This is a genomic window from Pseudomonas sp. NPDC089401, from assembly GCF_044749485.1.
Classification (GTDB): Bacteria; Pseudomonadota; Gammaproteobacteria; order Pseudomonadales; family Pseudomonadaceae; genus Aquipseudomonas.
Window position 1 is genome coordinate 26,380 of sequence record NZ_JBIVIA010000001.1, and the last position, 23,603, is coordinate 49,982.

A 23,603-nucleotide genomic window follows, 5' to 3' on the forward strand; every position below is an offset into this window, starting at 1 on the left:
GGCGCAGGATGTACTGGCGGCACTCCGGGTTGGTGATCAGGCGGTACACGGCCAGGGCCAGGTTGTTGGCCACCAGGGAGTCGGCGGTGGAGAAGAAGCCGAGGTTGCGCATGACGATGCGGCGCTCGTCTTCGGTCAGGCCGTCCATGCTCTTCCACAGGGCGATGTCGGCGGTCATGTTGACCTCTTGCGGCATCCAGTGGTTGGCGCAGCCGTCGAGGTACTTCTGCCAGGCCCAGTCGTACTTGAACGGGACCAGTTGGTTGAGGTCGGCGCGGCAGTTGATCATGCGCTTTTCGTCAACGGCGACGCGGGCCGAGGAGCCTTCCAGCTCGGCCAGGCCTTCGGCGATGTCGAGGTCGTTCAGCGAGGCTTTGGCACGCTTGACCGCTTCGGAGTCGGTGGCAACGACGGCACGGGCTTCCACGGCGGCGGCACCGCCGGCGCTGTCGAGCTTGTCGAGGGTGGCGGCGGCAGTGGCCTGCGCAGGGGTGTTGCCTTTGGCGGCGACTTCGCCGTCTTCTTTGTCGAATTCGTCCCAGCTCAGCATGGTTTGGCTCCTGCTTGAGGGTCGCCCTGGGGCAACCGGTTGGATTTTAAGAATGTGATGCCTGACGCAAGGCCGTTACGGCGAATGGACAGCTCGAGAGGCTGACTCTCGTTACATCTGGACTCGTGCCTGGCCAGGCCTCGAGGAGGGGCCAGGGACGTGAATGGGTGCCCTTTTCAGAGGGCGCGAAGTATACCGGAATTCGCTTTCGATCGGGGCGCGTGTCTTGCGGGCGAGGGTAAATTTTCGACCGGTTCCGTGCACGTCCGTTCAAGCGATCTCGTGTCGGCTTTTACGGGAAGGGAGTTTAGCGGCAAATAGTGGATGACACTACATGTTGTGTGATTTTATTTTTATCACACAAGATGCTGGGTTTCGAAAGCGTTGGAAAGCGGCCTTGCGCCGCGAAAGGGCCGCTCAGCGGCCCTCGCAACCAGCGGTCAACTGCACGGCTTGCGCAGCGTCTCGACCACGTGGGTCTTGGGGTGTTTGCGGGCCTCCTCCACCGAAGTGAAGCGGCCGTTTTCCGCGTTGCGGCCAATCTTGCGAGTGATCACTTTTTTCCGCGCCATGGGGTACATCCTTATAGAGAGGTCCGTTCTTTGTACCGGGCCGCGCGAGCGGTGGGCAAAGGGCAGGGCTTCTCTGGGGCGCGGATACAAAAATGCCGCAAAGGGGCACCCGTGGGCGCCCCGTTGCGGCATCAGGCCTTACTGGCAGGCTTCGCAGTCAGGCTCGTCGATCGCGCAGGCCTTCGGCACTGGGGCTGGGCCCGCTGCCTGGACCGGGGCGCTGTCGCCACCGCTGGAAACGGCGTTGAGCTTGCCGGTGTTGATGGTCGACTTCTCGGTGCTGGTCGCGGCCAGGGCACGGAGGTAGTAGGTGGTCTTCAGGCCACGGTACCAGGCCATGCGGTAGGTCACGTCGAGCTTCTTGCCCGAGGCGCCGGCGATGTACAGGTTCAGCGACTGGGCCTGGTCGATCCACTTCTGGCGACGCGAGGCGGCGTCGACGATCCACTTGGTCTCGACTTCGAACGCGGTGGCGTACAGGTCCTTCAGCTCTTGCGGGATACGCTCGATCTGCTGCACCGAACCGTCGTAGTACTTCAGGTCGTTGATCATCACCGAGTCCCACAGGCCGCGGGCCTTCAGGTCGCGGACCAGGTACGGGTTGATCACGGTGAACTCGCCCGACAGGTTCGATTTCACGTACAGGTTCTGGTAGGTCGGCTCGATCGACTGCGACACGCCGGTGATGTTGGCGATGGTCGCGGTTGGCGCGATGGCCATGATGTTCGAGTTACGGATACCTTTCTGCACGCGGGCACGCACCGGCGCCCAGTCCAGGCTTTCGTTCAGGTCGACGTCGATGTACTTCTGGCCACGGGCTTCGATCAGGATCTGTTGCGAGTCCAGCGGCAGGATGCCTTTGGACCACAGCGAACCCTGGAAGGTCTCGTAGGCGCCACGCTCGTCGGCCAGGTCGCAGGACGCCTGGATCGCGTAGTAGCTGACCGCTTCCATCGACTTGTCGGCGAACTCGACGGCAGCGTCCGAGCCGTACGGGATGTGCTGCAGGTACAGCGCGTCCTGGAAGCCCATGATGCCCAGGCCGACCGGGCGGTGCTTGAAGTTCGAGTTGCGCGCTTGCGGCACCGAGTAGTAGTTGATGTCGATCACGTTGTCGAGCATGCGCACGGCGGTGTTCACGGTGCGTTGCAGCTTGGCGGTGTCCAGCTTGCCGTCGACGATGTGGTTCGGCAGGTTGATCGAGCCCAGGTTGCAGACCGCGATCTCGTCCTTGTTGGTGTTCAGGGTGATCTCGGTGCACAGGTTCGAGCTGTGGACCACGCCCACGTGCTGCTGCGGCGAACGCAGGTTGCACGGGTCCTTGAAGGTCAGCCACGGGTGGCCGGTCTCGAACAGCATCGACAGCATCTTGCGCCACAGGTCTTTGGCCTGGATGGTCTTGAACACCTTGATCTTGTTGTACTCGGTCAGGGCTTCGTAGTACTCGTAGCGCTCTTCGAAGGCTTTGCCGGTCAGGTCGTGCAGGTCCGGCACTTCCGATGGCGAGAACAGGGTCCACTTGCCGTCGTCGAAGACGCGCTTCATGAACAGGTCAGGGATCCAGTTGGCGGTGTTCATGTCGTGGGTACGACGACGGTCGTCACCGGTGTTCTTGCGCAGCTCGATGAATTCTTCGATGTCCAGGTGCCAGGTTTCCAGGTAGGCACACACGGCGCCCTTGCGCTTGCCACCCTGGTTCACGGCGACGGCGGTGTCGTTGACCACTTTCAGGAACGGCACGACGCCCTGGGACTTGCCGTTGGTGCCCTTGATGTAGGAGCCCAGCGCACGCACAGGGGTCCAGTCGTTGCCCAGGCCACCGGCGAATTTCGACAGCATGGCGTTGTCGTGGATCGCGTGGTAGATGCCCGACAGGTCGTCCGGCACGGTGGTCAGGTAGCAGCTCGACAGCTGCGGGCGCAGGGTGCCGGCGTTGAACAGGGTCGGGGTCGAGGCCATGTAGTCGAAGGACGACAACAGGTTGTAGAACTCGATCGCACGGGCTTCCTTGTCTTTCTCTTCCAGCGCCAGGCCCATGGCCACGCGCATGAAGAACACCTGCGGCAGCTCGAAGCGCACACCATCCTTGTGGATGAAGTAGCGGTCGTACAGGGTCTGCAGGCCCAGGTAGGTGAACTGCTGGTCGCGCTCGTGGTTGATCGCCTTGCCCAGTTTTTCCAGGTCGAAGTCGGCCAGCGCCGGGTTCAGCAGCTCGAACTCGATACCCTTGGCGACGTAGGCCGGCAGGGCCTTGGCGTACAGGTCGGCCATCTCGTGGTGGGTGGCGCTGTCGGCCACTTCGAGGAAGCCCAGGCCTTCGGCACGCAGGGTGTCCATCAGCAGGCGGGCGGTGACGAACGAGTAGTTCGGCTCACGCTCGACCAGGGTACGGGCGGTCATCACCAGGGCGGTGTTGACGTCCTTGATGGCCACGCCGTCGTACAGGTTCTTCAGGGTTTCGCGCTGGATCAGGTCGCCATCGACTTCGGCCAGGCCTTCGCAGGCTTCGCTGATGATGGTGTTCAGGCGCGCCATGTCCAGCGGCGCCAGGCTGCCGTCGGCCAGGGTGATGCGGATGCTCGGGTGCGGCTCGACCACGGCGTCGGTGTGGGCGCGGGTGGCACGCTCCTTGGCGCGCTGGTCGCGGTAGATCACGTAGTCACGGGCGACTTTCTGCTCGCCGGCACGCATCAGGGCCAGTTCGACCTGGTCCTGGATTTCTTCGATGTGGATGGTGCCACCCGATGGCATGCGACGCTTGAACGTGGCGGTGACCTGCTCGGTCAGGCGCGCGACGGTGTCGTGGATGCGCGACGAGGCGGCGGCGGTGCCGCCTTCAACTGCGAGGAACGCCTTGGTGATGGCCACGGTGATCTTGTCGTCGGTGTAGGGGACGACAGTGCCGTTGCGCTTGATCACGCGCAGTTGGCCAGGTGCGGTGGCGGCCAGATCCTGGTTGGCATCGGCGGCCTGCGGCGCCTTGGCCTGCGGGTTCTCGCGAGTTGTGTCGGTTTGCATGGGTGGGTGTCTCCACAGTTTCTATAGTGTTCAGGCGCCTTTTGGGCGCCCACCGTTCCGTCCACTTGCTCGATGGCCCGGGCGAGGATGCGTCATGCACGCGCATCCACCCGCTCGGGCGTACCGACTTCGGGACAGATCAGGAAATGGGGGCAAGAACCTTGCCGCTCCCTGGCCGAAGTCAAATGCTCTGGGCAAGCCAAAGCAGGCTGTTCAGTATCCGCTAGGAGCGGTTCGATCGATGAAACCACAACGAGTTTTGCCAGAAAAATCGCTTGAATTTTTCTGCTGACTCATGCTTGGCGTTTGTGACTGAAACCCAACATCTAGTGGTTTGCTGCGCTGGGGATACAAGATAATGCGGTACAGGGGTCTTTGCAAGGCGATCGCCTGTGGATAACTTGTGTGTACTTTGTGAGTGAATAGCGGGCAATCGCTGTAGGCCTAGTGCCAAGAGGTTTGCACTATTTTTCTCCGGGTCACTGCCCCCAGGCAGAAATTTTCGGGGGCGCACCCTACCACAAAAAACGGTTCAGTCGAGGGGGAGTGGCGGGCGGGTTGGCAGTGCCCGGTGGCGGACGTAGTATCCGCGGCAGACGTTGCTCTTTGGTTAAAGGGATAGGGCTGCCTGTGCCGGCCTCTTCGCGGGCAAGCCCGCTCCCACAGGTATCGCACAGCTTTTGCATTTGGCGCGGTCACTGTGGGAGCGGGCTTGCCCGCGAAGAGGCCAATCCAGGAAACACAAAATAACAAATAGAAGGCAAAGGCCATGGACCACCCGACACACCGCATCCTCATCGTCGAAGACGACCAGCGCCTGGCCGAGCTCACCGCCGAGTACCTGCAAGCCAACGGCTTCGAGGTCGCGGTCGAGGGCGACGGTGCCCGCGCGGCCCGGCGTATCGTCGACAGTCAGCCGGACCTGGTGATCCTCGACCTGATGCTCCCTGGCGAGGACGGCCTGAGCATCTGCCGCCGGGTGCGCAGCCAGTACCCCGGCCCGATCCTCATGCTCACCGCCCGCAGCGACGAGCTGGACCAGGTCCAGGGCCTGGACCTGGGCGCCGACGACTACGTCTGCAAGCCCGTGCGCCCACGCCTGCTGCTGGCACGCATCCAGGCCCTGCTGCGGCGCAGCGAAAGCGCCGAGAGCAAGCGTCACGCCCTGGCCTTCGGCCCGCTGCGCATCGACCAGCGCCTGCGCGAGGCCTGGCTGGCCGATCAGCTGATCGACCTCACCGGCGCCGAGTTCGACCTGCTCTGGCTGCTGGCCAGCAACGCCGGGCGGGTGCTCTCGCGCGAACAGATCTTCACCGCGCTGCGCGGCGTCGGCTACGACGGCCAGGACCGCTCCATCGACGTGCGCATCTCGCGGATCCGCCCCAAGATCGGCGACGACCCGGAGCACCCGCGGCTGATCAAGACCCTGCGCAGCAAGGGCTACCTGTTCGTCAGCGAGGAGCCATGAACCTCAACCGCTCGATCTTCCTGCGCATCTACGGTGGCATGCTGGGCGTGCTGGTGCTGGTGGCGCTGCTCGGCGTGCTCAGCCTGCACCTGGTCAACCAGGTACGCGCCGCCCAGCACCGCGAGCGGCTGGCCCAGGGCACCTTCAGCCTGATGGCCGACAACCTGGCGCAGCAGAACGATACCGAACGCAAGCGCTCGCTGCTGATCTGGGAACGCCTGCTCGGCGTGCCGCTGGACCTGCAGCCGATGTCCGCGCGCACCCTCGATGGCGGCCAGCGCGCCCGCCTGTACCGTGGCCTGGTAGTGGTGGAGAAGACCGGGCCGCACGCGGCCCAGGTGCTGCGCAAGGTCGGCCAGCAAGACCTGCTGCTGGTGGCCCAGGTCAAGCAGGTCAGCGAGCAGTTGGCGCGCGCCACCCTTTACCTGCTGGCCGACGAGCTGGTGCGCTACCCGGTGACCGAACAGCCGCAGCGCCTGGAGGAGATCAAGCGCAGCAAAGGCTTCGGCTTTGGCGTGGCGTTGCAGCGCATCGAGCGTGCCGGCCTGGACGATGACCAGCGGCGCCGGGTGGAGGAGGGCGACACGGTCATGGCGCTGGGCCGCGATGGCGACTCGATCCGCGTGTTCGCCGGCCTGCCGGGCTCGCCGCTGGTGCTGGAGATCGGCCCGCTGTACCAGCTCAACCCCTACCCACCGCAATTGCTGGTCCTGATCACCTGCCTTGGCCTGTGCCTGATCGGCCTGGTGGTGTACCTGCTGGTGCGCCAGCTCGAGCGGCGCGTGTCGGGCATGGAGATCGCCGCCACGCGCATCGCCCAGGGCAGCCTCGACACCCGGGTGCCGGCCGGCGACGCCGACTCGGTGGGGCGCCTGGCGGCGGCGTTCAACGACATGGCCGAGCACCTGCAGCGTTCATTGAGCATGCAGCGCGAACTGGTGCGCGCAGTGTCCCACGAACTGCGCACCCCGGTGGCGCGCCTGCGTTTCGGCCTGGAGATGATCGAGAGCGCCAGCACCGAGCAGGCCCGCGCCAAGCACCTGGCCGGCATGGATGGCGACATCCAGGACCTGGACAGGCTGGTCGACGAAATGCTGACCTACGCCCGCCTGGAGCAAGGCGCCCCGGCGTTGAAGTTCCAGCGCGTCGACCTGGATGACTTGCTTGGCCGGGTGATCGAGGAGCTGGCACCGCTCAACAGTGCGGTGCGCTTGCTGCGTGGCGACTGCCAGGGCAGTGACGGTGCGTGGGTCGAAGCCGAGCCGCGCTACCTGCACCGCGCCCTGCAGAACCTGGTGAGCAATGCCCTGCGCCATGCCGGCAGCGAAGTGCGCCTGAGCTACCAGCTGGGGCAGCAGCGCTGCCGCATCGATGTGGAGGATGACGGCCCGGGTATTCCCGAGGGGGTCTGGGACCGCATCTTCACCCCCTTCACCCGCCTCGACGATAGCCGCACGCGGGCATCCGGCGGGCATGGCCTGGGCCTGTCGATCGTGCGGCGGATCATCTACTGGCACGCCGGGCGTGCCACCGTGGGGCGCAGCCAGGCCTTGGGCGGGGCCTGTTTCAGCCTCAGCTGGCCGCGCGAGCAGGCGCCGCAATAGGGGTCAGACGCTGATCAGGCTGAGCAGGTGACCGTCCTGCAGGCAGAACTGGCCCTCCAGTTCCACGCCATGGCGCCATTCAGGCGACAGGTCGGTGAGCAGGCGCAGGCGTGCCAGGCCATCGGCCGACCATTCCAGCAGCTCGGCATGCTCGAAGTAGAAGCGCTGGCCGGTCAGCGGGTAAAGGGCCTTGAACAGGCTTTCCTTGAGCGAGAAGGTCAGGGTGACGCTCAGGCCCAGCTGGCGGCGGTCCAGGCGCTCGAGCTCGGGCGGGGTGAGGATCTCGCCCATCAGCCGCTCGGCACGCTCGTCAGCCAGCAGGGCTTCCTGGTCCAGCCCGATGCCGCGGCAGGCGCCATCGGCTGCCACCACGGCGGCTGCCCAGCCTTTGCCGTGGGTGATCGAGCCGTGGATGCCTGTCGGCCAGATCGGCGAGCGGTCTTCGTGGGTGCCAGGCACATAGTCGCGACCATCCAACTGCTGGAGCGCGGCACGCGCGCAGACGCGGCCTGCCAGGTACTCGGCCTGGCGTTTGGGCACCGAGCGTTGCAGGCTGGCGCTGGGCACGATGCCGACGCGCTGGAAATCGTCGGCAGCCAGGTGGGCGGGGTCGAAGGCGCAACTGACCAGCACCGCGCCAGGCAATGGGCGCGGCAGGGGCCAGTGGTGCTGGAGCGGGGCGCAGCAGGCGGGGAGTCTGTTCATGGCGGGTATTGTGCCAGCCATGGGGGCGGTGTGGGAGATGGGGCTGCTTTGCAGCCCTTTCGCGACACAAGGCCGCTCCTACAGGGGAACGCTTGATTCGGTAGGAGCGGCCTTGTGTCGCGAAAGGGCCGCACAGCGGCCCCGGCGATCGTTACTTGAGATTCTTCTTGAAGAACGCCTGCATGTCCGCCCACGAGCTCTTGTCCGCCGCCTCGTTGTAACCGATGTCCGGCCCGCCATGTTCGCCATGGCTCAGGCGGTCGGCATCCGGGTTGGTGAACCCGTGCTTGGCCCCTGGAATGCTGACGAACTGGTAGTTGACCTTGGCCGTATCCATTTCCTGCTTGAAGGCCTCCACCTGCTGCGGGGTGACCATGCTGTCGTCCGCGCCATGCTCCACCAGGATGGCGGTGCGGACCACGCCAGGCTGGGTCACGGGTGTCTGCGTGGCCAGCGCGCCATGGAAGCTCACCACGCCGTCCAGCCGCGCTCCCCGGCGTGCGGCATCGAGCACCACCTTGCCGCCGAAGCAGTAACCGACCGCGCCGAGCTTGTGCTTGTCGGTATAAGGTTGCTGCTTCAGCAGGTCCAGCCCGGCGTCGAAGCGCTTGGCCGACGCGGCCGGGTCCTTCATCGCCTCGGCCATGAAAGCCTGGGCATCCTGCGGGTGTTCGGTGTGCTTGCCGCTGCCGTACATGTCGATGGCCAGCGCGCTGTAGCCCAGTGCGGCGAGGTCGCGGGCGCGGCGCTTGGCATAGTCGTTCAGTCCCCACCATTCATGCACCACCAGCACGCCCGGGCGCTCGCCCTTCACGGCGTCGTCGTAGGCGTAGTAGCCGATCAGCGCGGTGCCGTCGGCATCCTGGTAACGAATTTCACGGGTTTGCACTGCCGCATGGGCGAGGGCGGCGCTGCACATCAGAATCAGGGCCAGCAGGGCGCGCATGTTGACTACTCCTTGTTTGCAAACGAATCGTTCAGCCGCGGTTCAGTCGGGGTTCAGCCGCCGTTCAGGGCACCCTGCTTACTCTAGCTTCCAGACCGCAACAGCGCCTTCAACTGGAGCAAGAAGCCATGAAAACCTTCAACAACCTGCTCGCCGCCATGGCGGTGTGCGCCACCGGCATCGCCACTGCCCAGGCCGCCGACGACAACTTCGCCAGCCTGACCTACGGCCAGACCAGCGACAAGGTCGCCAAGTCCGGCCTGCTGCAGCGCAACACCGACAACCTGAATGCCGACGGCATCATCGGCAAGGACGACACCTGGGGTGTACGCCTGGGCAAGATCAACGACCAGGGTCGTTACTACATGACCTACGACAACGTGTCGGGTGACCACAGCGGCCTGAAGCTGCGCCAGGAAAACCTGCTCGGCAGCTATGACCTGTTCCTGCCGGTGGGGGATACCACCAAGCTGTTCGGCGGTGGCAGCCTGGGCATCACCAAGCTGACCCAGGATTCGCCAGGGGCCAGCCGCGACACCGACTACGGCTATGCCTACGGGCTGCAGGCCGGGGTGATCCAGGACATCACCGACAAGGCGTCGGTCGAACTGGGCTACCGTTATCTGCGCACCAATGCCGCGACCGAAGTGGGCGCCAGTGGCGGGCCGAAGGACGGGACCTTGCGCCTGACCAGCAGCGGGCAGACCTACCTGGCCGCGAGCTACAAGTTCTGACCGACGAGCCGAGTTATCCTGTACCGGCCTCTTCGCGGGTAAACCCGCTCCCACAAGGGACTGCACAGTCATCCAAAGCTGTGGGGTCCCTGTGGGAGCGGGTTTACCCGCGAAGAGGCCGGTACAGGCCATTACAGATCAAGGAGCCCTACATGAAACTGCTGGTGGTCGAGGACGAAGCCCTGTTGCGGCACCACCTCCACACACGCCTGGGCGAAAGCGGCCATGTGGCCGAGGCCGTGGCCAACGCCGAAGAGGCCCTGTACCAGGCCGAACACTTCCATTTCGACCTGGCCATCATCGATCTGGGCCTGCCCGGCATCAGCGGACTGGAACTGATCGGCCGCCTGCGCAGCCAGGGCAAGGCCTTCCCCATCCTCATCCTCACCGCCCGCGGCAACTGGCAGGACAAGGTCGAAGGCCTGGCCGCCGGTGCCGACGACTACCTGGTCAAGCCGTTCCAGTACGAAGAGCTCGAAGCGCGCCTGAACGCCTTGCTGCGCCGCTCCAGCGGTTTCACCCAGTCGACCATCGCCGCCGGGCCGCTGCTGCTCGACCTCAACCGCAAGCAGGCGACCCTGGATGAGCAACCGCTGGCGCTGACCGCCTACGAATACCGCATCCTCGAATACCTCATGCGCCATCACCAGCAGGTGGTGGCCAAGGACCGCCTGATGGAGCAGCTCTATCCCGGCGACGAGGAGCGTGACCCCAACGTCATCGAAGTGCTGGTCGGCCGCTTGCGCCGCAAGCTCGAGGGCGACAGCGGCTTCAAGCCGATCGACACGGTACGCGGCCTGGGCTACCTGTTCACCGAGCGCTGCCGATGATCCGTTCGCTGCGGCTGCGCCTGATGCTCGCGGCAGCGGTGCTGGCGCTGCTGTTCATGCTGGCGCTGCTGCCGGCCTTGCAGAAGGCCTTCAGCCTGGCCCTGCAGGAGTCGATCGAGCAGCGCCTGGCCTCGGACGTGACCACCTTGATCTCCGCGGCGCGTATCGAGCACGGCCAGCTGCAGATGCCCGAGCTGCTGCCGGACGAGCGTTACAACCTGCCGTACACCGGCCTGCTCGGCTATATCTTCGACCGCGATGGCAACCTGGTCTGGCGCTCGCGCGCCACCGCCGACAAGCACATCAACTATCGCCCGCGCTACGACGGGCGTGGCAACGAATTCGCCCGCATCCACCAGGATGACGGCGAAGAGTTCTTCGTCTATGACGTCGAGATCAAGCTGCTGGGCGGCCAGAGCGCGGCCTACAGCATCGTCGCGTTACAGCCGTTGAGCGAATACAAGGCGACCCTCAATGGCCTGCGCGAGAAGCTCTACCTGGGCTTCGGCGCGGCCTTGCTGGCGCTGATGACGCTGCTCTGGGCCGGCTTGACCTGGGGCCTGCGCTCGCTGCGCCGGCTCAGCCACGAACTGGACGAAGTGGAGTCGGGCGCGCGCGACGGGCTCAGTGGCGAACATCCCCGCGAACTGCTGCGCCTGACCCGCTCACTCAACCGCCTGCTGCGCAGCGAGCGCGAGCAGCGCACGCGCTACCGCGACTCGCTGGGGGACCTGGCGCACAGCCTGAAGACCCCGTTGGCGGTGTTGCAGGGGGTGGGCGAGAGCATGCTGCAACGGGACAGCGAGCGGGAGCAGGCGCGGGTGCTGCAAAGCCAGATCGAGCGCATGAGCCAGCAGATCGACTACCAGCTGCAGCGCGCCAGCATGCGCAAGAGCGGCCTGGTGCGCCACAGCGTGGCATTGCTGCCGGTGTTGCAGAGCCTGTGCAGCACCCTGGCCAAGGTCTACCGCGACAAGCAGGTCGAGGTCGACTTGCAGGTGCCGGCACAGGCGCGGGTGCCGATGGAGCGGGGGGCGTTGCTGGAGCTGTTGGGCAACCTGCTGGAGAACGCCTATCGCCTGAGCCTGGAGCAGGTGCGGGTTGGCCTGGAGCAAGCGCCCGGGTTGCTGGTGCTGCGCGTCGAGGATGACGGGCCGGGCGTGCCGGCCGACCAGCGCGAGCGGATTCTCGAACGTGGCGAGCGACTGGACCGCCAGCATCCGGGGCAGGGCATCGGGCTGGCGGTGGTCAAGGACATCGTCGACAGCTATGACGCCGAGCTGAGCCTGGAGGATTCGCCGCTGGGTGGGGCGGCATTCCGGATCACCTTCCATCTTGATTGATCGTTAGCCTGTGCCGGCCCTTTCGCGGGTAAACCCGCTCCCACAGGTACGGCATAAATGCTGAATCTTGTGCGGTCCCTGTGGGAGCGGGTTCACCCGCGAAGAGGCCGGTGCAGGAAACAGCTGATCGGGCGGATTCCCGCCATACCCCCTGTACATTTCCCGCCACCGGGCGGAAATCCGCCACCTTTGCTCAGCAAAATCGCCCCGTCGTTGGGCATCGATGCCCCGTAAACATGGCTTCTGCACCCAGGATGGGCATTTTGGCATCGCCCTTGCTATCTCCTTGGCAGAGGCCTGCCCAGGCAGCTCGAACACAACGACAAATCCCTCCAGGTGCAGGAGGGTTAGCGATTCAGGTGCCCAACCACCCTGGGAAGGGTGAAGCCGGCACACTTGAGGAAAATTGAGCCATGACGACACGTCAGCCGCTGTACAAATCCCTGTATGTCCAGGTGTTGGTCGCCATCACCATCGGCATCCTGCTCGGCCACTTCTACCCCGAAACCGGCGTCGCCCTCAAACCGTTGGGTGATGGTTTCGTCAAGCTGATCAAGATGGTCATCGCGCCCATCATCTTCTGTACCGTGGTCAGCGGCATCGCCGGCATGCAGAGCATGAAGTCGGTCGGCAAGACCGGCGGCTACGCGCTGCTGTACTTTGAAATCGTCTCCACCATCGCCCTGATCATCGGCCTGGTGGTGGTCAACGTGGTCCAGCCGGGCGCTGGCATGCACATCGACGTCAGCACCCTGAACGCCAGCAGCGTGGCCGCCTATGCCGCCGCCGGCGCGCAGCAGACCACCGTCGGCTTCCTGCTCAACATCATCCCCAACACCGTGGTGGGTGCCTTCGCCAACGGCGACATCCTGCAAGTGCTGATGTTCTCGGTGATCTTCGGCTTCGCCCTGCACCGCCTGGGCAGCTACGGCAAGCCGGTGCTGGACCTGATCGACCGCTTCGCCCACGTCATGTTCAACATCATCAACATGATCATGAAGCTGGCCCCGATCGGTGCCCTCGGCGCCATGGCCTTCACCATCGGCCAGTACGGCGTGGGTTCGCTGGTGCAACTGGGCTACCTGATGGCCTGCTTCTACATCACCTGCCTGCTGTTCGTGCTGGTGGTGCTGGGCGGCATCTGCCGCGCCCACGGTTTCAGCGTCCTCAAGCTGATCCGCTACATCCGTGAAGAGCTGATGATCGTGCTCGGCACCTCCTCTTCGGAATCGGCCCTGCCACGCATGCTGGCCAAGATGGAGCGCCTGGGTGCGAAGAAATCGGTGGTTGGCCTGGTGATCCCGACCGGCTACTCGTTCAACCTCGACGGCACCTCGATCTACCTGACCATGGCTGCGGTGTTCATCGCCCAGGCCACCGACACCCACATGGACATCACCCACCAGATCACCCTGCTGCTGGTGCTGCTGGTTGCGTCCAAAGGGGCTGCCGGCGTCACCGGTTCGGGCTTCATCGTCCTGGCTGCCACCCTGTCGGCCGTCGGCCACCTGCCGGTTGCCGGCCTGGCGCTGATCCTCGGCATCGACCGCTTCATGTCCGAAGCCCGCGCCCTGACCAACCTGGTGGGCAACGCCGTAGCCACCGTGGTCGTGGCCAAGTGGGTGAAAGAGATGGACGACGACAAGCTGGCGTCGGAGCTGGCTTCCGGTGGTGCTCCACTGGAGATGAGCGCGCCTACCGATGACCTGGGCGTTGCAGAAACCCCGGTGCGTTGATATCGGTGCAGTAAAAAAGAAGGCGACCCTCGGGTCGCCTTTCTTGTGCCTGTCAGATGTGCTCTGCCTGTGCTGGCCTCTTCGCGGGTGAACCCGCTCCCACAGGTACTGCATGGATTTCAGAGGCAATGTTACCTCTGTGGGAGCGGGTTCACCCGCGAAGAGGCCCTGTCATTCGACGCGGGTCTCACCGCTGTACACCAGGATCTCCCGGCAGCGCCGGCACAGGTACCGTCGCCCTTGCCTGACCAGCTTGTGCCGCTGCGCGGTAAACGGGAAATCACTTTCCGGGCACGGGCAGCGATAGATGTAGCGGGTCGCCACGCGCCGCTGCACTTCATAGTTGTGGCAGCGATTGGGCGGCAGCTCGTACACCCCGCGCATGATCAGCTGCCATTCCTCGCCATGGGCCTGGATGCGCTCGCCGAACAGTTGATGGGCTACCAGGTGCGCCACTTCGTGGGCCACGGTCTGGCGCAGGAAGTCGTCCTGGTTGTCGCGGTACAGCTGCAGGTTGAAGCGCAGCAGGTTCTCGTGCAGGTGGGCGACGCCGGCCTTCTGGCCGCGCAGCTTGAAGCTGACTTCCGGGCGCGGGAAGGGGCGTTTGAAGAAGGCTTCGGCTTGCTGGTAACAGGTTTCGACGCGTTGTTTGAGCAGCTCGGGCATGGCGGGGTGGTTCTCCTGACCGGGCATTATGCCGCAAGCGTGGCCGGGCTGCCGAGCCACCGGTCAGCGCAGCAGGCAGACAAAGGCCGCCTTGCGGCGGCCCCTGGCTTTGACGCCCTATGTTGGCACTTTCTAATCGTTCTATACGGCTAATTGGTATACATGGGCCCCACGCCCAGGCCCCAGATGATCACCGTGGCCGCCATGATCGCCACCAGCACCACCAGGCCCACCGCCAGCACCGAACTGGAGAACAGGAAGCCCTCGTCCGACGGTATGTTCATGAACGTCGGCAAGCCGACATACAGCAGGTACACGGTGTAGCAGATGGCCGCTGTCCCTATCAGCATGCCCAGCCACAGGTGCGGGTAGAGCGCCGCCAGGCCGCCGAGGAACAGTGGCGTGGCGGTGTAGGTGGCGAAGGCGATGCATTGCGCCATGGAGGGGTTGGCGTCGTAGGTGCGGGCCATCCAGTGAATGAAGGCGCCCATCACCGCCACCCCGGCGAGCATCGCCACGTAGGACATGATGCTCATCCACAGTGCGCTTTCCATGGTCAGCATCACCGCTGGCCGCCCGCCGATCACCCAGCCTACCTGGGTGGTGCCGATGAAGGCCGAAACGGCGGGGATCGCCGCCAGGATCAAGGTGTGTGTCAGGTACATGTGGCTGATGCTTTCTTCTTCGCCACGAATCTCCCGCCATTCCTGGTCGGGATGGGTAAACAGCCCCACAACGTGATGAATCATGCCGGTCACTCCTCTCAGTGTTGCCAATCGCCCCCCACCTGGAGCGCAAGCGGCCCGAGGCCAGGAAACCGAAGCAAAGCGGTAATGTGGCCTTAATTCGCAGTATAGGAAGCCAAACCCCGCGCCAAGCCGGCTTTTTAGAGCAAATTGCACTGTCAGGGCCTTTGCTGATTCCCTTGAAGTCTTTGTCGGAATCCCTACAGATGCGCGCGGTTTGTGCGTAAAATAGCCGGCTTTTGTCACACCTCGCGGATCCAAGCGCTATGGGCACCCTCTCGGTCAACCAGAACAAACTGCAAAAACGCCTGCGTCGCCTCGCCGGCGAAGCCATCACCGACTACAACATGATCGAGGATGGCGACAAGGTCATGGTCTGCCTGTCCGGCGGCAAGGACAGCTACACCATGCTCGACGTTCTGTTGCACCTGCAGAAGGTGGCACCGATCAAGTTCGACATCGTCGCCGTGAACATGGACCAGAAGCAGCCGGGCTTCCCCGAGCACGTGCTGCCGGCCTACCTCAAGGAGCTGGGCGTCGAGTACCACATCGTCGAGAAGGACACCTACTCGGTGGTCAAGGAGCTGGTACCGGAGGGCAAGACCACCTGCTCGCTGTGCTCGCGCCTGCGCCGTGGCACCCTGTACACCTTCGCCGACGAGATCGGCGCGACCAAGATGGCCCTGGGGCACCACCGCGACGACATCGTCGAGACCTTCTTCCTCAACATGTTCTTCAACGGCGCGCTCAAGGGCATGCCGCCGAAGCTGCGCGCCGACGACGGCCGCAACGTGGTGATCCGCCCGCTGGCCTACTGCAGCGAGAAGGACATCCAGGCCTACTCGGACATGAAGGAATTCCCGATCATCCCATGCAACCTGTGCGGCTCGCAGGAGAACCTGCAGCGCCAGGTGGTCAAGGACATGCTGGTGGAGTGGGAGCGCAAGCACCCGGGCCGTACCGAGAGCATCTTCCGCGCCATGCAGAACGTGGCACCGTCGCAGCTGGCCGACCGCAACCTGTTCGACTTTACCAGCCTGAAGATCGACGAGAACGCCACCCCGCGCTTCCTCGACGTGGTGAACCTCTGAGCCCATGCGCGACTATCAGTGGCTGCACGCCTATTGCCTGAACCGCTTCGGCTCGGCCCAGGCCCTGGAGGCCTTCCTGCCGCAGCCGCGCACGCCGGAGCAGCTGCGCGGCATCAGTGACGACCGCTACCTGTCGACCCTGGCCCTGCGTGTGTTCCGCGCCGGGCTCAAGCACAGCCTGGTGGATGCCAAGTGGCCGGCGTTCGAGCAGGTGTTCTTCGGCTTCGACCCGGAGAAGGTGGTGCTGATGGGCGCCGAGCACCTGGAGCGCTTGATGCACGACGAGCGCATCATCCGCCACCTGGGCAAGCTCAAGAGCGTGCCGCGCAATGCGCAGATGGTGCTGGATGTGGCGAAAGAGAAGGGTAGCTTCGGTGCCTTGATCGCCGACTGGCCGGTGACCGATATCGTCGGGCTGTGGAAGTACCTGACCAAGCACGGCAACCAGCTGGGCGGCTTGTCGGCGCCGCGGTTCCTGCGCATGGTCGGCAAGGATACCTTCATCCCGACCGAGGACATGGCGGCGGCACTGATTGCGCAGAAGGTGATCGACAAGCAGCCCACCAGCCAGCGTGATCTGGCGCTGGTGCAGCAGGCGTTCAATCAATGGCATCAAGAGAGCGGGCGGCCGCTGTGCCAGTTGTCGGTGATGCTGGCGCATACCGTCAACCATTGAGTCCTGTGTAGCCCTCTTCGCGGGTAAACCCGCTCCCACAGGGATCGCGCCGCACTTGAGGCCTGCGCTGTACCTGTGGGAGCGGGTTTACCCGCGAAGACCTCAACGCCCTTCGCCTGCCATGCGCCGCTCGAACTGAAACTTCCAGCGCACATACAAAAGCCCGGCGATGAACAACCCGAGGCTCACCAGCACCTCGAGCCAGCCAAACACCGCCCGCGCCGGGTCGAACGCCGCCAGCACGCCCTTGATGAAATAGATGTTCACCACGAAGCAGGTCCAGGCATGCGCCCGGGCGCTGCCCGTCAGCATCCCCGGCAGCAGCAACAGCAAGGGCACCAGCTCGATCGCCAGGATCACCTCGACGCGTGCCCCGTGCAGGTCGGCGAACCACAGGTTGTTCACCACCAGCAACGCGATCAGGCCGAAAAAGAACGCCAGGCTCAGCGCCCGCGTCAGGCGCAAGCGCGGCACCAGCCAATCCATCGGCGGCAACACCTTGGGCTGTTTAGCCACGCGCGGCCTCCAGGGCCTTGGCGGTGCTCGCCAGGCGTTGACCCAAGGCACGGCACAGGGCGATCTCGTGCTGGTCCAGTTCACGCTTGCCATCGGCACCGGCGTGGTGGCTGGCACCATACGGGGTGCCGCCGCCACGGGTTTCCAGCAGTGCCGACTCGCTGTAGGGCAGGCCCATCACCAGCATGCCGTGGTGCATGAGTGGCAGCATCATCGACAGCAGGGTGGTTTCCTGGCCGCCATGCAGGCTGGCGGTGGAGGTGAACACGCCGGCCGGCTTGCCGACCAGTTCGCCACCCAGCCACAGGCTGCTGGTGCCGTCGAGGAAGTACTTCAATGGTGCGGCCATGTTGCCGAAACGGGTCGGGCTGCCCAGCACCAGGCCGGCGCAGTGGCGCAGGTCGTCGAGGGTGGCGTACAGCGCGCCGCTGGCCGGGATGTCCGGAGCCACGGCTTCGCATTCGGTGGAAATCGCCGGCACCGTGCGCAGGCGTGCCTCCATGCCGGCCAGCTCGATGCCACGGGCGATGTGCCGGGCCATCTCGCTGGTCGAGCCGTGACGGCTGTAGTACAGCACCAGGATGTAGGGCGCGCTCACGGCAGGATCTCCAGCACCTTCTCGGGTGGCCGGCCGATCACGGCCTTGTCACCGGCGACCAGGATCGGCCGCTCGATCAGCTTGGGGTGCCGGGCCATGGCGTCGATCAGTTGCGCGTCGGTCAGTGCCGGGTTGGCCAGGTCCAGGGCCTTGTATTCATCCTCGCCGCTGCGCAGCAACTGGCGCGGGGCGATGCCCAGCTTGCCGAGCAGGGCCTCGAGGGTGGCGGCGTCGGGCGGGGTCTCCAGGTAACGCACGATGGTTGGCGCCAGGCCGCGTTGTTCGAGCAGTTCCAGCGCGCCGCGGGATTTCGAGCAGCGCGGGTTATGATAGAGCGTCAAGTCAGTCATGTCGGGTCGCATCCAGCTGGGTGTGGCGGCTATTCTAACCGCAGCGACTGACCTATTTGCTTGAAACTTCGAGAAGGATTGACCCATGGCAAAGCGTCTGGCAGCAGTACTGGCGATCACCGCAAGCTTGTTGCTCGGTGGTTGCGGTGCCGATTACGGCGTGGACCAAGATGGCAAGACGGTGAAGGCGGAACAGATCGACGGGCACTGGCTGGTACTCAACTACTGGGCCGAATGGTGCGGGCCGTGCCGTACCGAGGTGCCCGAACTGAACCAGGCGGCCAAGCAATGGGCGGCCGATGGGGTCAAGGTGCTGGGGGTGAACTTCGATGGCCTGCAAGGGCCGGAGCTGAAACAGGCGGCCGAGGCGCTGGGGATCGGCTTCACCGTGCTGGCCCAGGACCCTGCCGAGCGTTATGACCTGCCACGCAGCGAGGCGTTGCCGGTGACCTACATCATCGATGACAAGGGCAAGGTGCGCGAGCAGTTGCTGGGCGAGCAGACCCTGGAAGGGCTGCAGGCCAAGATCAAGGCCCTGAAAGGCGCCTGATGCCATGGGGCCGCTTTGCGGCCCTTTTGCGACACGAGGCCGCTCCTACAGGTAACCGCGATCACCTGTGGGAGCGGGCTTGCCCGCGAAGGGCTGCAAAGCAGCCCCGACCCTCTTCAGCCTTCCTCAGGCCAGAAGCGCAGCGGCTTGCCTTCAGCCGGCCAGAAGCGCATCTGCTCGGTCGCCGAAACATCCCAGCGCTGCACCGTCTCCAGCGCCTGCAGGAAGCGGGTTTCCTGCTCCATCAACGCCGGCGCGCACAGCTTGCGGGTCTTGCCGACCTTGCCGAAGCTCAGGTGCTCGCCTTCCAGCGTGTACGGCGCGAACCAGTGGTTGCAGCCGGCATTGCCATAGGCGCGGCCATCGCTGGCCAAGGTCAGGGTCAAGTGGCTGTAGTCGATCAACGGGCGTTCGCCGATCCACTCCAGCACATAGCTGCGCTCCTGCTCCAGTTTCGAGGGTTCGGCGGCGCAGCCGAGCAGGCCGGTGGCAATCAGCGCGCCGGTCAGCAGATTTTTCACTCGGCGCTCTCCTGGCAGCGTGGGCACAGGTGCTTGTCGCCACGGCTGGCCCAGCCCAGTTCGGCGATACGCGCGCTGGCAGCCGGCTGGCGGGCCTGCTTGCCGAGCTTGGCGTCGACCGCGAACTCGAAGTCCAGCACGGCGTCGCAGCTGTCGCACTCGGCCTTCCAGGTGAGGATTTCCAGCTCGTTGAACACCGGGCCGCTGGCCACGGCTACCCACTGGCCACGTGGGTTGATCAGGTGGCGCACGCTTTCCACGGTCAGGCGCATGGCCAGGTCCTTGCTGCCCTTGAGGGTCACCACCAGGACGTCGCCCTTGTGCATCGAGCCACCGTTGCCAGTCACCTGGTAACGGCCCGGCACCAGGGCGCGGCATTCGATCAGGGTGTGTTGCGGGTTGAAAAGGGTGTAGCGGAAATCGTGCTCGACCATGGGTCCTCCAGAAATGCCGCGTATCCTAGCATCAACCGCTGACCAGATTCTGCGGATTCCCCGCCGCCCAGCGGATGATGTTGTCCCGCGTGGTGGCGGCGATCCCGTCCAGTGCCTCGCGGGTCAGGAACGCCTGGTGGGCGGTGACGATCACGTTGGGGAAGGTCAGCAGGCGCGCCAGCACATCGTCCTGCAGCGGCAGGTCGGAACGGTCCTCGAAGAACAGCTGCGCTTCCTCTTCGTACACGTCCAGGCCCAGGTAGCCGAGCTGGCCGCTTTTCAGCGCGTCGATCAGCGCCGGGGTGTCGACCAGGGCGCCGCGGCCGGTGTTGATCAGCATGGCGCCGGGCTGCAGGCGGGCCAGGCTGCGTGCGTTGACCAGGTGCCTGGTGTGCTCGGTCAATGGGCAATGCAGGCTGATGATCCGTGCCTGTTGCAGCAGCTCGGGCAGTTCCAGGTAGCGCGCACCGAGGGCCAGCAGTTCCGGGTTGGGGCAGGGGTCGTAGGCCAGCAGCTGGCAGCCGAAACCGGCCATGATGCGGGCAAACGCCGCGCCAATCTGGCCGGTGCCGACCACCCCGACGGTCTTGCCATGCAGGTCGAAGCCGGTCAGCCCGTGCAGGGTGAAGTCGCCCTCGCGGGTGCGGTTGTAGGCCCGGTGCAGGCGCCGGTTGAGCGCCAGGATCAGCGCCACGGCGTGCTCGGCCACGGCGTGCGGCGAATAGGCCGGCACCCGCACCACCGCCAGGCCCAGGCGCTGCGCGGCGGCCAGGTCGACGTGGTTGTAGCCGGCCGAGCGCAGGGCGATCAGGCGCGTGCCGCCGGCGGCCAGGCGCTCCAGCACCTGGGCGTCGAGTTCGTCGTTGATGAAGGCACAGACCACCTCGCTGCCCTGGGCCAGGGCTGCGGTGTCGAGGGTCAGGCGGGCGGGCTGGAAGTGCAGGTCCAGGGGGCTGCCCAGGGCGGCCCGGTTGAAGCTTTCCTGGTCGTAGTGCTGGCTGCTGAACAACAGAGTGCGCATGCTGGGGGCCTCATGCTTGCTGAATGACAATGCTGGCCTGTAGGAGCGGCCTTGTGTCGCGAAAGGGCCGCAGAGCGGTCCCTGCAGTCTTTGTTGTAACGCTGAAATCCCCGGGGCCGCTCTGCGCCCCTTTCGCGACACAAGGCCGCTCCTACACGTCAGGCGCTCAGGCGTGCCTGGGCCGCCAGCCGGTTGATGGCGGCATCCAGTTCATCCAGCGCCTGCTGCGCCTGCGGGTTTTCCTGCTTGAGCAAGGTCTCGCTGCGCTGGCACGCCGCGCGCAACTGGGGCACGCCGCAATAGCGCGAGGCACCGTTCAACCGATGCACCTGCTCGATCAACGTGCCACGGTCCTCGGCCTCGCGTGCGGCCTGGATCGCCCTGCGGTCGCTCTCCAGCGACGCCAGCAACATGGCCAGCATGTCGGCGGCCAGGTCCGGCTTGCCAGCCGCCAGGCGCAACCCTTCGTCCGCGTCCAGCACAGGCAATTCGAGGCTTTCACCCAGGGTTTCGCTGAGCGGCTCCGACGCCGCCGCGCCCAGGCTCAGGCCGGTCCATTTCATCACCACCTGGGCCAGCTGGCGTTCACTGATCGGCTTGGTCAGGTAGTCGTCCATGCCGCTGTGCAGCAAGGCACGCTTCTCGTTGGCCATGGCATGGGCGGTGAGGGCGACGATCGGCAGCGGGCTGCCGCTCTGGGTGTTTTCCCACAGGCGGATCTGCTCGGTGCAGGCGCGCCCGTCCATGCCCGGCATCTGCACGTCCATCAGTACCAGGTCGAAGGGTTCGGCCTGCACCGCCTGCACGGCGGCGTAGCCGTTGTCGACCGCCAGCACGTCGGCGCCGAGGTCTTCCAGCAGGGTCTGCACCAGCAGCAGGTTGGCGGCATTGTCATCGACGCAGAGGATCTTCGCCCGGCGCTCGCCACTGTTGTGGTGCCCCGGCTCGCCGAGCTGACGACGCGGCTGCACCAGCTCCAGCAACAGGCGGCGCAGCTTGCGCGTGCAGGTCGGTTTGGACAGCAGTTGGCCATGGCCGTTGGGCAGGTAGGGGTGGTACAGCGCCTGTTCGGTGGTCGGGCACAGCACCACGCACTGGCAGTGGTAGCGCTCCAGCTGCTGGTGGTACTGGCCGAGCTGCTCGGGCGACAGGTTGCCCAGGTTGGCGCCGAGCACGGCGAACTCGAACGGCATGCCGGCCTGGAAGCCCGCCTGCACGCCTTGCAGCAACTGCTCGTAGGTGGTGAACAGGCTGACGCTCAGGCCGCAGTCCTGCAGTTGGTGCTCCAGTGCCTGGCGCGCCAGCTCGTGGCTGTCGACGATCGCCGCGCGGCGGCCGAGCAACGGTTGCAGCGGCTGTTCCTCGATGTCGTCGTGAGCCTTGGGCAGGCTTAGGCTGATCCAGAACTGCGAGCCTTCGCCGGGGGTGCTGTCGACGCCGATCTCGCCGCCCATCTGTTCGATCAGGCGCTTGGAAATCACCAGCCCCAGGCCGGTGCCGCCGGGCTGGCGGGCCAGCGAGTTGTCGGCCTGGCTGAAGGCCTGGAACAGTGTGCGCACGTCCTGCGGCGACAGGCCGATGCCGGTGTCCTGCACGCTGATGCGCAGCTGTGCGCTGTCTTCCTGTTCGTCGTCGAGCATGGCCCGCACGACGATGGTGCCCTCACGGGTGAACTTGATCGCGTTGCTCACCAGGTTGGTGAGGATCTGCTTGAGCCGCAGCGGGTCGCCGATCAGCGACGAGGGGGTATCGCGGTAGATCAGGCAGAGCAGTTCGAGCTGCTTGGCATGGGCGGCCGGGGCGAGGATGGTCAGGGTGTCCTGGATCAGGTCGCGCAGGTTGAACGGGATGCTGTCGAGCACCAGCTTGCCGGCTTCGATCTTGGAGAAGTCGAGGATCTCGTTGATGATCCCCAGCAGGTTGTCGGCGGACTTCTCGATGGTGCCCAGGTAGTCCAGCTGCCGCGGGGTCATCTCGCTTTTCTGCAACAGGTGGGTGAAGCCGAGGATGCCGTTGAGCGGGGTGCGGATCTCGTGGCTCATGTTGGCCAGGAATTCCGACTTGATGCGGCTGGCCTCCAGGGCCTCCTTGCGCGCCATGTCCAGCTCGATGTTCTGGATCTCGATGGTTTCCAGGTTCTGGCGCACGTCCTCGGTGGCCTGGTCGATGCTGTGCTGCAGCTCTTCGTGGGCGCTGTGCAGGGTTTCTGCCATGCGGTTGATGCCGCGGGCCAGTTCGTCCAGCTCGTGGCTGCCCATGGCCGGCAGGCGCTCTTCGAGATGGCCGTCCTTGAGCTGGTTGACCGCATGCTTGATGCGCGCGATCGGGTCGTTGATGGTGCGGCTCATGCGCATGGCCAGCAGGCCGCTGAGGACCAGGCAGCCGAGGATCAGCAGCACGCTGGTGAACAGGTTGCGGTAGCCGCGCAGCAGCATGCCGTCGTGGCTCAGTTCGATCTCGACCCAGCCCAGCAGGCGCTCGGCCTCGGCCGGCACGGCATCGGTGGCGAGGTCGCGGTGATGGCCGAACACCGGCATCAGGTAACGGGTGGCGTCGTTGCCGCTGCGTTGCAGCAACTGGGTGCCGGTGCCGCCGCTGGGCGCCTGGTTGATCATGCTCGGGCCGGCGTGGGCCACTCGGCTGCGGTCGGGGGCGAGGAAGGCTACCGCGCGCACGTCGGCCTGTTCCAGGGTCTGCGCGGCGATGCGCTCCAGCTGCGCCGGGGTCTGCCTGGCCAGGGCCGGGGCGGCCAGCGGCGCCAGTTGCTCGGCGAGCATCTTGCCGCGCTGCAGCAGCTGGGTGCGCAACTGGTCTTGCTGCAGCCAGGTGAAATAGCTGCCCAGCACCAGTGCCATCAGGCTGGCCGGCAGCAGTGCCAGCAACAGTACCCGGCTTCTGATTCCCAAACGATCGAGCACACTCGCCTCC

General features: G+C 65.2%; 22 protein-coding genes and 1 pseudogene. 9 read left to right on the plus strand and 14 right to left on the minus strand.

All coding sequences use genetic code 11. The features are described from left to right. The 3 genes and pseudogenes from ACIP21_RS00130 to ACIP21_RS00140 all read right to left on the minus strand — a co-directional run. Positions 1 to 550, minus strand: a pseudogene (locus ACIP21_RS00130) (ribonucleotide-diphosphate reductase subunit beta); the annotation flags it as partial. A gap of 440 nt (positions 551 to 990) precedes the next feature. Further along, positions 991 to 1,122, minus strand: coding sequence for a hypothetical protein (locus ACIP21_RS00135; protein WP_400682579.1), 132 nt, complete (start codon positions 1,120 to 1,122; stop codon positions 991 to 993). A gap of 138 nt (positions 1,123 to 1,260) precedes the next feature. Continuing rightward, on the minus strand, positions 1,261 to 4,140 hold the full coding sequence (locus ACIP21_RS00140) for a ribonucleoside-diphosphate reductase subunit alpha (RefSeq protein ID WP_400682582.1): 2,880 nt from the start codon (positions 4,138 to 4,140) through the stop codon (positions 1,261 to 1,263). Between the two features lie 769 nt (positions 4,141 to 4,909). Here ACIP21_RS00140 and ACIP21_RS00145 point away from each other — a divergent pair. Together ACIP21_RS00145 and ACIP21_RS00150 are read left to right on the plus strand one after the other, a co-directional pair. Continuing rightward, complete coding sequence (locus ACIP21_RS00145; RefSeq protein WP_400682584.1) at positions 4,910 to 5,608, plus strand: response regulator; 699 nt, start codon at positions 4,910 to 4,912, stop codon at positions 5,606 to 5,608. Next, positions 5,605 to 7,212, plus strand: coding sequence for an ATP-binding protein (locus ACIP21_RS00150; RefSeq protein WP_400682586.1), 1,608 nt, complete (start codon positions 5,605 to 5,607; stop codon positions 7,210 to 7,212). The genes ACIP21_RS00145 and ACIP21_RS00150 overlap by 4 nt, the downstream gene beginning before the upstream one ends. A 3-nt stretch (positions 7,213 to 7,215) precedes the next feature. Here the strand turns inward: ACIP21_RS00150 and ACIP21_RS00155 are convergent, their stop codons facing one another. Next, entirely contained in the window at positions 7,216 to 7,917 is a 702-nt protein-coding gene (locus tag ACIP21_RS00155) for a 4'-phosphopantetheinyl transferase (protein WP_400682589.1), read from the minus strand. Positions 7,918 to 8,068: 151 nt separating this feature from the next. Next, positions 8,069 to 8,863 carry a dienelactone hydrolase family protein gene (locus ACIP21_RS00160; RefSeq protein WP_400682592.1) on the minus strand — a complete coding sequence of 265 codons (795 nt, stop codon included), beginning with the start codon at positions 8,861 to 8,863 and terminating at the stop codon, positions 8,069 to 8,071. A gap of 128 nt (positions 8,864 to 8,991) precedes the next feature. On the opposite strand from ACIP21_RS00160, the gene ACIP21_RS00165 reads away from it, so the two are divergent. From ACIP21_RS00165 to ACIP21_RS00180, 4 genes are all read left to right on the plus strand, one after another. Beyond that, positions 8,992 to 9,597 carry an outer membrane protein gene (locus ACIP21_RS00165; protein ID WP_400682594.1) on the plus strand — a complete coding sequence of 202 codons (606 nt, stop codon included), beginning with the start codon at positions 8,992 to 8,994 and terminating at the stop codon, positions 9,595 to 9,597. A 152-nt stretch (positions 9,598 to 9,749) separates the two neighbouring features. After that, entirely contained in the window at positions 9,750 to 10,427 is a 678-nt protein-coding gene (locus ACIP21_RS00170) for a response regulator (protein ID WP_400682596.1), read from the plus strand. Then, positions 10,424 to 11,770 carry an ATP-binding protein gene (locus ACIP21_RS00175; protein ID WP_400682598.1) on the plus strand — a complete coding sequence of 449 codons (1,347 nt, stop codon included), beginning with the start codon at positions 10,424 to 10,426 and terminating at the stop codon, positions 11,768 to 11,770. Before ACIP21_RS00170 ends, ACIP21_RS00175 begins: the two co-directional genes overlap by 4 nt. A gap of 413 nt (positions 11,771 to 12,183) precedes the next feature. Next, entirely contained in the window at positions 12,184 to 13,506 is a 1,323-nt protein-coding gene (locus tag ACIP21_RS00180; RefSeq protein WP_400682600.1) for a dicarboxylate/amino acid:cation symporter, read from the plus strand. 171 nt (positions 13,507 to 13,677) lie between these two features. On the opposite strand, the gene ACIP21_RS00185 is transcribed toward ACIP21_RS00180, so the two are convergent. Further along, entirely contained in the window at positions 13,678 to 14,172 is a 495-nt protein-coding gene (locus ACIP21_RS00185) for a SprT family zinc-dependent metalloprotease (protein WP_400682603.1), read from the minus strand. A 149-nt stretch (positions 14,173 to 14,321) separates the two neighbouring features. Continuing rightward, positions 14,322 to 14,921: a Yip1 family protein gene (locus tag ACIP21_RS00190; RefSeq protein WP_400682605.1), complete on the minus strand. Its 600-nt coding sequence runs from the start codon at positions 14,919 to 14,921 to the stop codon at positions 14,322 to 14,324. A 263-nt stretch (positions 14,922 to 15,184) separates the two neighbouring features. On the opposite strand from ACIP21_RS00190, the gene ttcA reads away from it, so the two are divergent. After that, positions 15,185 to 16,009, plus strand: coding sequence for a tRNA 2-thiocytidine(32) synthetase TtcA (gene ttcA, locus ACIP21_RS00195; RefSeq protein ID WP_400682607.1), 825 nt, complete (start codon positions 15,185 to 15,187; stop codon positions 16,007 to 16,009). 4 nt (positions 16,010 to 16,013) lie between these two features. Continuing rightward, positions 16,014 to 16,685, plus strand: a complete 672-nt coding sequence (locus ACIP21_RS00200; RefSeq protein ID WP_400682610.1) for a DNA-3-methyladenine glycosylase I — start codon at positions 16,014 to 16,016, stop codon at positions 16,683 to 16,685. A gap of 102 nt (positions 16,686 to 16,787) precedes the next feature. On the opposite strand, the gene ACIP21_RS00205 is transcribed toward ACIP21_RS00200, so the two are convergent. From ACIP21_RS00205 to arsC, 3 genes are read right to left on the minus strand one after another with little or no spacing between them, the layout of a single operon-like run. Further along, complete coding sequence (locus ACIP21_RS00205; RefSeq protein ID WP_400682612.1) at positions 16,788 to 17,201, minus strand: DUF2069 domain-containing protein; 414 nt, start codon at positions 17,199 to 17,201, stop codon at positions 16,788 to 16,790. After that, positions 17,194 to 17,799 (minus strand): NAD(P)H:quinone oxidoreductase, encoded by a 606-nt coding sequence (gene wrbA / locus ACIP21_RS00210; RefSeq protein ID WP_400682614.1) that lies wholly within the window; start codon positions 17,797 to 17,799, stop codon positions 17,194 to 17,196. The genes ACIP21_RS00205 and wrbA overlap by 8 nt, the downstream gene beginning before the upstream one ends. Next, a complete protein-coding gene (gene arsC / locus ACIP21_RS00215; RefSeq protein WP_400682616.1) occupies positions 17,796 to 18,149 on the minus strand; it encodes an arsenate reductase (glutaredoxin) in 354 nt (117 codons plus the stop codon). The genes wrbA and arsC overlap by 4 nt, the downstream gene beginning before the upstream one ends. 85 nt (positions 18,150 to 18,234) lie before the next feature. Here arsC and ACIP21_RS00220 point away from each other — a divergent pair, with 85 nt between their 5' ends. Continuing rightward, positions 18,235 to 18,699 carry a TlpA disulfide reductase family protein gene (locus ACIP21_RS00220; RefSeq protein WP_400682619.1) on the plus strand — a complete coding sequence of 155 codons (465 nt, stop codon included), beginning with the start codon at positions 18,235 to 18,237 and terminating at the stop codon, positions 18,697 to 18,699. Between the two features lie 116 nt (positions 18,700 to 18,815). Here the strand turns inward: ACIP21_RS00220 and ACIP21_RS00225 are convergent, their stop codons facing one another. The 4 genes from ACIP21_RS00225 to ACIP21_RS00240 form a co-directional block, all read right to left on the minus strand. Further along, positions 18,816 to 19,220 (minus strand): META domain-containing protein, encoded by a 405-nt coding sequence (locus ACIP21_RS00225; protein WP_400682621.1) that lies wholly within the window; start codon positions 19,218 to 19,220, stop codon positions 18,816 to 18,818. Continuing rightward, positions 19,217 to 19,654: a hypothetical protein gene (locus tag ACIP21_RS00230; RefSeq protein ID WP_400682623.1), complete on the minus strand. Its 438-nt coding sequence runs from the start codon at positions 19,652 to 19,654 to the stop codon at positions 19,217 to 19,219. The genes ACIP21_RS00225 and ACIP21_RS00230 overlap by 4 nt, the downstream gene beginning before the upstream one ends. A 31-nt stretch (positions 19,655 to 19,685) precedes the next feature. Further along, complete coding sequence (locus ACIP21_RS00235; RefSeq protein ID WP_400682624.1) at positions 19,686 to 20,675, minus strand: 2-hydroxyacid dehydrogenase; 990 nt, start codon at positions 20,673 to 20,675, stop codon at positions 19,686 to 19,688. Between the two features lie 158 nt (positions 20,676 to 20,833). Next, positions 20,834 to 23,593, minus strand: coding sequence for a response regulator (locus ACIP21_RS00240; RefSeq protein WP_400682626.1), 2,760 nt, complete (start codon positions 23,591 to 23,593; stop codon positions 20,834 to 20,836). Positions 23,594 to 23,603: the final 10 nt, after the last annotated feature.

Excerpts from the sequence above, each read along its gene's own strand:
- ACIP21_RS00135 (WP_400682579.1), bottom strand. The coding sequence starts at position 1,122 with ATGGCGCGGAAAAAAGTGATCACTCGCAAGATTGGCCGCAACGCGGAA.
- ACIP21_RS00140 (WP_400682582.1), bottom strand. The coding sequence starts at position 4,140 with ATGCAAACCGACACAACTCGCGAGAACCCGCAGGCCAAGGCGCCGCAG.
- ACIP21_RS00145 (WP_400682584.1), top strand. The coding sequence starts at position 4,910 with ATGGACCACCCGACACACCGCATCCTCATCGTCGAAGACGACCAGCGC.
- ACIP21_RS00150 (WP_400682586.1), top strand. The coding sequence starts at position 5,605 with ATGAACCTCAACCGCTCGATCTTCCTGCGCATCTACGGTGGCATGCTG.
- ACIP21_RS00155 (WP_400682589.1), bottom strand. The coding sequence starts at position 7,917 with ATGAACAGACTCCCCGCCTGCTGCGCCCCGCTCCAGCACCACTGGCCC.
- ACIP21_RS00160 (WP_400682592.1), bottom strand. The coding sequence starts at position 8,863 with ATGCGCGCCCTGCTGGCCCTGATTCTGATGTGCAGCGCCGCCCTCGCC.
- ACIP21_RS00165 (WP_400682594.1), top strand. The coding sequence starts at position 8,992 with ATGAAAACCTTCAACAACCTGCTCGCCGCCATGGCGGTGTGCGCCACC.
- ACIP21_RS00170 (WP_400682596.1), top strand. The coding sequence starts at position 9,750 with ATGAAACTGCTGGTGGTCGAGGACGAAGCCCTGTTGCGGCACCACCTC.
- ACIP21_RS00175 (WP_400682598.1), top strand. The coding sequence starts at position 10,424 with ATGATCCGTTCGCTGCGGCTGCGCCTGATGCTCGCGGCAGCGGTGCTG.
- ACIP21_RS00180 (WP_400682600.1), top strand. The coding sequence starts at position 12,184 with ATGACGACACGTCAGCCGCTGTACAAATCCCTGTATGTCCAGGTGTTG.
- ACIP21_RS00185 (WP_400682603.1), bottom strand. The coding sequence starts at position 14,172 with ATGCCCGAGCTGCTCAAACAACGCGTCGAAACCTGTTACCAGCAAGCC.
- ACIP21_RS00190 (WP_400682605.1), bottom strand. The coding sequence starts at position 14,921 with ATGATTCATCACGTTGTGGGGCTGTTTACCCATCCCGACCAGGAATGG.
- ttcA (WP_400682607.1), top strand. The coding sequence starts at position 15,185 with ATGGGCACCCTCTCGGTCAACCAGAACAAACTGCAAAAACGCCTGCGT.
- ACIP21_RS00200 (WP_400682610.1), top strand. The coding sequence starts at position 16,014 with ATGCGCGACTATCAGTGGCTGCACGCCTATTGCCTGAACCGCTTCGGC.
- arsC (WP_400682616.1), bottom strand. The coding sequence starts at position 18,149 with ATGACTGACTTGACGCTCTATCATAACCCGCGCTGCTCGAAATCCCGC.
- ACIP21_RS00220 (WP_400682619.1), top strand. The coding sequence starts at position 18,235 with ATGGCAAAGCGTCTGGCAGCAGTACTGGCGATCACCGCAAGCTTGTTG.
- ACIP21_RS00230 (WP_400682623.1), bottom strand. The coding sequence starts at position 19,654 with ATGGTCGAGCACGATTTCCGCTACACCCTTTTCAACCCGCAACACACC.
- ACIP21_RS00235 (WP_400682624.1), bottom strand. The coding sequence starts at position 20,675 with ATGCGCACTCTGTTGTTCAGCAGCCAGCACTACGACCAGGAAAGCTTC.